1 protein-coding gene is annotated in these 255 nt (G+C 37.6%); it reads left to right on the plus strand.

Translation table 11 applies throughout. The features are described from left to right. Positions 1–255 (plus strand): DUF4317 family protein (locus tag RG959_RS24530; protein ID WP_342799339.1); only part of this gene is annotated, 255 nt, incomplete at both ends.

Consider the following 255-nt stretch of genomic DNA (forward strand, 5'->3'; position numbering starts at 1 on the left):
TATGAAGCCGATGAAACGAAGCAATGAAGATGCAGAAGAAAGCTCACGAGATGCGGTATATTCCAATAAGTTCATTTTATGTAGTATGAATAAAACACAGGATCCGAAAAAAGAGCTGTTGTTTGACTATGTAGAAAAGGAATTTAAATATAACATCGTGGTTGACCCTGTTATTAATCTTAAGGCGCCGATTTCCGGCTTTTTATTCCCTACCTTTACAGAGAACGCTGCGGATGTAAACCATGTTCTTTACTC

The organism is Domibacillus sp. 8LH, assembly GCF_038806185.1.
Classification (GTDB): domain Bacteria; phylum Bacillota; class Bacilli; order Bacillales; family Domibacillaceae; genus Domibacillus; species Domibacillus indicus_A.